At 33.8% G+C, this 5,680-nt stretch carries 5 protein-coding genes and 1 pseudogene; all 6 read left to right on the top strand.

Annotated features, from left to right (window positions below):
• The first annotated feature begins 44 nt into the window (after nucleotides 1-44).
• Nucleotides 45-1,142: a sensor histidine kinase gene (locus ACZ76X_RS28865; protein WP_479852461.1), complete on the top strand. Its 1,098-nt coding sequence runs from the start codon at nucleotides 45-47 to the stop codon at nucleotides 1,140-1,142.
• Between the two features lie 237 nt (nucleotides 1,143-1,379).
• Entirely contained in the window at nucleotides 1,380-2,480 is a 1,101-nt protein-coding gene (locus tag ACZ76X_RS28860) for an efflux RND transporter periplasmic adaptor subunit (protein ID WP_479852460.1), read from the top strand.
• Entirely contained in the window at nucleotides 2,477-3,151 is a 675-nt protein-coding gene (locus ACZ76X_RS28855) for an ABC transporter ATP-binding protein (RefSeq protein WP_479852459.1), read from the top strand. The genes ACZ76X_RS28860 and ACZ76X_RS28855 overlap by 4 nt, the downstream gene beginning before the upstream one ends.
• A gap of 2 nt (nucleotides 3,152-3,153) precedes the next feature.
• Entirely contained in the window at nucleotides 3,154-4,338 is a 1,185-nt protein-coding gene (locus ACZ76X_RS28850) for an ABC transporter permease (protein WP_479852458.1), read from the top strand.
• Nucleotides 4,339-4,407: 69 nt separating this feature from the next.
• Nucleotides 4,408-4,707, top strand: a pseudogene (locus ACZ76X_RS28845) (ATP-binding cassette domain-containing protein); the annotation flags it as partial.
• 514 nt (nucleotides 4,708-5,221) lie between these two features.
• Nucleotides 5,222-5,680: FtsW/RodA/SpoVE family cell cycle protein (locus tag ACZ76X_RS28840; protein WP_479852457.1), on the top strand; the 459-nt coding region annotated here is incomplete at its 3' end.

Raw genomic sequence — 5,680 nt, 5'->3', positions numbered from 1 at the left:
GAATAAGCTAATAAAAACGATATGGGGAGTAGGTTATACTTTCAATGGCTAAAATAATGAAAAGTTTTCGATCTAAAATGATTACTTTATTTGCACTTAGTATGGTATTAGCTGCCGGCGCTACATATATACTTGTTAAAATAGTAGGTTTCTGTTTAAGAATGTGGTTTAGCCGTGAAGTTTATATACACATTTTGCTTATGGTTAGAGGAAATCTTTATCTTTCTTTTATTTCCGTCTCTCTACTATCTACTTTGTTTTTTTTCTATTTAACAAAACAATATTTAAAGTATTTTGATGAAATTTCTAATGGCATTCATCATCTGGCTAAAGGAGATTTTACAAATAAGGTTTCTATTTCATCAAATGATGAATTTAGCGATATTGCACGCGAAATTAATATCGCGAGTGAAAAATTAAAAGAGGCGGTTGAAAGAGGAGACTTTGCAGAAAGTAGTAAAGATCAGCTCGTTGTTAACTTAGCCCATGATTTAAGAACACCATTAACATCTGTACTAGGTTATCTAGATTTAATTCTCAAAGAGGAGAATTTGACGAAGGAACAGATTAAATATTATTCTACAATTGCATTTGCAAAATCACAGCGACTTGAAAGTTTAATTGATGAGTTGTTTGAAATTACACGAATGAATTATGGCGTGCAAAAATTAGATGAAAAATCCATTAATATAAGTGAATTGCTCATACAGTTGGAAGAGGAATTATACCCATTAATGGAAAAGAATCAATTAGATGTGAGATTAAATATTAAACCTCATTTATTTATTAATGGTGATGGGAATTTGTTAGCTCGTGTATTTGAAAATCTTGTAACAAATGCGGTTCGATACGGAAATAAAGGACAATTCGTTGATATGAATGGATACAGTGAAGATGGAGATGTTGTTGTACAGATTGTTAATTATGGAGATAGCATTCCAGAAGAAGAGTTGCCCTATCTTTTCGATATGTTTTATACAGGTGATAAAGCGAGAACAGTGCAGAAAAACAGTACAGGTCTTGGATTATTTATTGCTAAAAATATTGTTGAGCAACATAATGGGAAGATTTCTGCTGAAAGTAATGTAATGAGAACAATATTTGAAGTGAGATTGCCAAAAGAAGAGAATTTAAACATTTAATAAATATTTAATTTTTACCCCACTTTTTATTTAATTAATTTCTTCTATCCTGTACATAGGTTAGGTCAAGAAGAAATTAGAAATAAAAAGTGTTTTTTTTTGTAACAGGATGATTTTAAAAAGGAGATGTTTATGTTTTTAAATTTAATTTATATAGAATTCCCGAAAAAATTAACTAATTACCCAAAAAGAAATAATGTTTTCCAAAAATAAAATATAGGAAAAAGTGAGGATAATATGAAGAAAGTAACTAAAGTAGTCATCGTTGGTGTGGTAACAATTGGTATAGGATTTGGAGCGTATATGACGTTTGCTGAGGGATCTGAGCCGGTTATATCCTCTAAAGTATATCAAGTAACGGAAAAACATATAGAGAATCAGCAAAAATTTGCTGGTGAAGTGATTCCAAATGGAATGGAAACCATTTCATTTGATCCAACAAAAGGTACGTATGAATTAGTTGTTCAAAAAGGTGCTGAAGTAAAGAAAGGGCAGCTTCTGTTTAAATACAATGATCCAACTGTTAAACAAGGCGTAACAGAAGTAGAAATGCAAAAGAGAATTGCACAAAAAGAGGTAACATTACAGCAAAAACAAATTGATGTAGCAAAACAAAAACTACAAAAAGATAAAAATACGGGTCTTCCTGCGGAAGCAGTAAAAGCATCAGAAATTGAAATTCAACAATTAGAATCACAACTTGAAATGAAGAAGTTTGAAGTAGAAAAAGCTGATGAAATGATTAAAGTAGCAAAAGAGAAGTTAAACACACTTTCTGTAACGAGCCCTGCCGATGGGGTCATTGATGATATTATTACAACTTCAAATGAAAAGAACGGTATGGGCGGTATTACACTCCGTCACGATGGTCCGTTTAAAGTGAAAGGTCAATTAACTGAATACGAGCTTGCTAGCGTGAAAGTGGGACAAGAAGTAACGGTTTCTTCAAAAACTGTTGCTGGCAAGACTTGGACAGGAAAAGTAACAGAAATCGGTTCTACACCACTAAAAAGTATGGATGAAAACAAGACAGTTTCTAACTATCCATTCACTGTTATATTAGATAATGATGAAGAATTACAAAACGGGTTCCATGTATATGTAATGCGTAAATCTGGTGAAGCAACTGGTACAATTGTTCTGAAAAGCAGTATCTTGAAAAAAGGGGATAAAAATGTTGTCTTTGTTGTAAAAGACGGAAAAGCAAAAGAACAAGCTGTTACGGTTGAATTCGAAACAAATAGCGAAGCAAAAGTTTCTGGAGTGAAAAAAGGGGAACAGATTATCTCTAATCCTCCTGTAGATCTAAAAGATGGTATGGAGGTTGCCACGCAATGATTAACTTACAAGGAATTACCAAATCTTTTCAAAATGGTACAGAATCTATTCAAATTTTACATGGAATTGATGTGACTCTGAATCAAGGAGATTTTACCTCTATCATGGGACCGTCTGGTTCTGGTAAATCTACATTAATGAATATCATCGGTTGCTTAGATAAGCCCACGACAGGTACGTATGAATTAGCTGGTCAAAATATTTCAAACATGTCTGAAACAGAACTCGCACATGTTCGCAATAAAGAGATTGGATTCGTATTCCAAAACTTCATGTTATTACCGAGACTTACAGCACTTCAAAATGTAGAACTTCCTCTTATTTACGCCGGAGTCGATAAAAAAGAAAGGCAAGAGCGTTCATTAGCAGCTTTAACGAAAGTTGGTTTAGCTAATCACGCCACCAAACTTCCAAATGAATTGTCAGGTGGTCAAAAACAGCGTGTTGCAGTCGCACGAGCAATTGTAAATAATCCGAAATTTATTTTGGCAGATGAACCAACAGGTGCACTAGATACGAAAACGGGTGAGCAAATTGTAAATCTATTTTACGAATTAAACAAACAGGGCTCAACAATTATTATGATTACCCATGATCGTGAAATCGGGGAAGCAGCAGCACGTCGAATTGTTATTCGTGACGGAAACATTGTTCAGGATTGGAGAGAATAAATTTGAATATAATTGAAAATATACGTATGGCTATATCTTCTATCTTTGCACATAAAATGCGATCCATTTTAACGATGCTGGGACTTATTGTTGGAATCGTTGCGATTATTACGATTCTTGCAATGGGTGATGGGCAAACTGCAAAGATGCAAAAAGAGTTTGAGAAGACCAACCATATGGATGAAATTAATATAGAGTATAACAATCCGGATTTCCCATTAGAGAAAGCGAAAATTACATCAGATATGGTAAAGCAATTACAAGTGATACCAGGTGTAAAGGATGTATATCCAGATGTGAGTATGAATGTAAAAGCATATACGGGGTCACAAGATGTTGCTTTTAATTTGTTTGCGGGAACAGGTAATTTTATGCAGGACCGTAAAATAAAAATGGTACATGGACGTGAGTTAACGGAGGATGAGCTAAAAAAACCAATTCCTATTGTAATTCTCCATGAAGATTTATTTACAAAGGTATTTGATACTTGGAAAGATGATTTATATATAGATATAAAAGGAAAACCATATAAGATTGCCGGGGTGTACAAACATGAGGATAGTTTGAATCGACAATTTAAATCGTATTCAGGATATACACCGATTGATAATGTACCGCTAATTTCAGGGGTTGAGGAGTATGATACAGTGCAAATTAAGTTATCTTCTCCTAGTGAAAGAGAAACTGTAGAGAAACAAGCTGTATCTGTATTAAATGAATTGAAATCACCGGAATTCGAGCATCCATTTACAGCGGTGGATACGGGAACAAATAGTCAAGGACTAGAAGAAACATCCCGAGAGTTGAAAATGGTGTTCGCTTGTATCGCTGGGATGTCTTTAATGGTAGGTGGTGCTGGTGTGATGAATATCATGCTTATATCCGTTACAGAGCGCACGCGTGAAATTGGTGTTCGAAAAGCTCTTGGTGCAACAAGAGGGGAAATACTAATGCAATTCCTCATTGAAGCTTGTATTTTAACAGCATTGGGCGGAGCGATTGGTTTTGGATTAGGTATTATCATTGCCTGGATAGCTGCACTCATAGGTGAATGGCCACTTATTATTTCTATAAAGCTTGGTCTACTATCTGTTGGCATATCAATATCAATCGGCATTGTCGCTGGTATACTTCCGGCTAATAAAGCATCTAAATTGGATCCAGTTGATTGCCTACGATATGAATAAGAATAGTTAAAGGGATAAGTTTGATGGGAGATATTTTCGCAAAATATTGAAGAGGAGGGGAATATAGAGATGAAAAGAGTATTAGAAGTGGAAAATATAAAAAAAGTATATGGCACAGGTGGATATGAATGTGAAGCTTTAAAAGAGATTAACATACGAGTGCAAGAAGGGGAGTTCATTGGCAATATGGGACCTTCTGGGTCTGGTAAGAAGGTGCTATTAAACGTCTTTTCTACAATTGATAATGTGACAAATGGCGAGATTTTAATTACTGGAGAAGACATCGTACAGATGAATGATGATAAGTTAGCTTTATTCCGCCGTATTCATTTAGGTTTCATTTTCCAAGATTATAATCTATTAGATACGCGAAATTTGGAAATGGGAGACAACCAAATGATAAAGCTATGAAATTTAGAGTGAACTTTATCAGATATTGAGCACATTCCTAACGAAGTTTTAGAATTTGTAGTGAGATAAATTGGTACAGGTACAAAAAATGGAGACCTTATGCCTAACTCTTCAAAAACATATTTAACTTGGTTAAAAGAACTATCTAGTTAATTTTCACTAGAATCCTTTTAAAGATAATTGAGTGATTAGAGTGTGTACAATATTTGCAGTTGAATATTGGTACAAAAGGTATACATCCTAATCGTTTACGACAAATTATCTCGGATTGGGGCACGCTATAAAGCTTATTCATTTCAAAGGTTTAAAGAAGTATACCAAATAGTTACTAATTACGTTATATAGAATTTCCTTATTTGAGGGAAATTAATTTTGAGCAAAAGAATCCTTTTGTATACCTAGAAAATTTATAAGAAGAGTGCTAGTAATTATGATGATAAATGGAATTTATTGAGCACTTTAGAGGAGTTTCATGAATAAAATTATAGATTTATTAAGGAATTTAGATAAAAAACTGCTTTTGATTTTATGCTTGTTTTGTATTATTAGTATCACTGCAATTTATAGTAGTCAACAAACTGGTCAGTATGGAAGCACAAACTTTGCATTGCAGCAAGGTAGGAACTATATAATTGGTTTTGTACTGTTAATACTTGTTGCAAGTATTGATTGGGATCAATGGCAAAAGTTATCTTGGCCACTGTATATTGTTGGTTTTGCATCAATTGTTATATTAAAAATATTACCGGAATCAACGTTTACTCCCGTTAAATTAGGCGCGAAAAGATGGTTTCAATTTCCTGTCATCGGTCAAATTCAACCATCGGAGTTTTTCAAAATTGCACTAATTATATTTGTCGCAAATTTAGTAGTGAAACATAACGCCCAATTTATGATTCGGACATTTAAAACTGATTTATTATTGGTAGGG

Source organism: Bacillus sp. BC05(2025) (genome assembly GCF_056725905.1).
Note: the sequence above shows the minus strand (reverse complement) of the source record. Positions and strands in the feature narration are given on the sequence as shown.

Bases quoted from the DNA above. Each gene is read 5' to 3' on its own strand.
- ACZ76X_RS28865 (WP_479852461.1), top strand. From the start codon at position 45: ATGGCTAAAATAATGAAAAGTTTTCGATCTAAAATGATTACTTTATTT.
- ACZ76X_RS28860 (WP_479852460.1), top strand. From the start codon at position 1,380: ATGAAGAAAGTAACTAAAGTAGTCATCGTTGGTGTGGTAACAATTGGT.
- ACZ76X_RS28855 (WP_479852459.1), top strand. From the start codon at position 2,477: ATGATTAACTTACAAGGAATTACCAAATCTTTTCAAAATGGTACAGAA.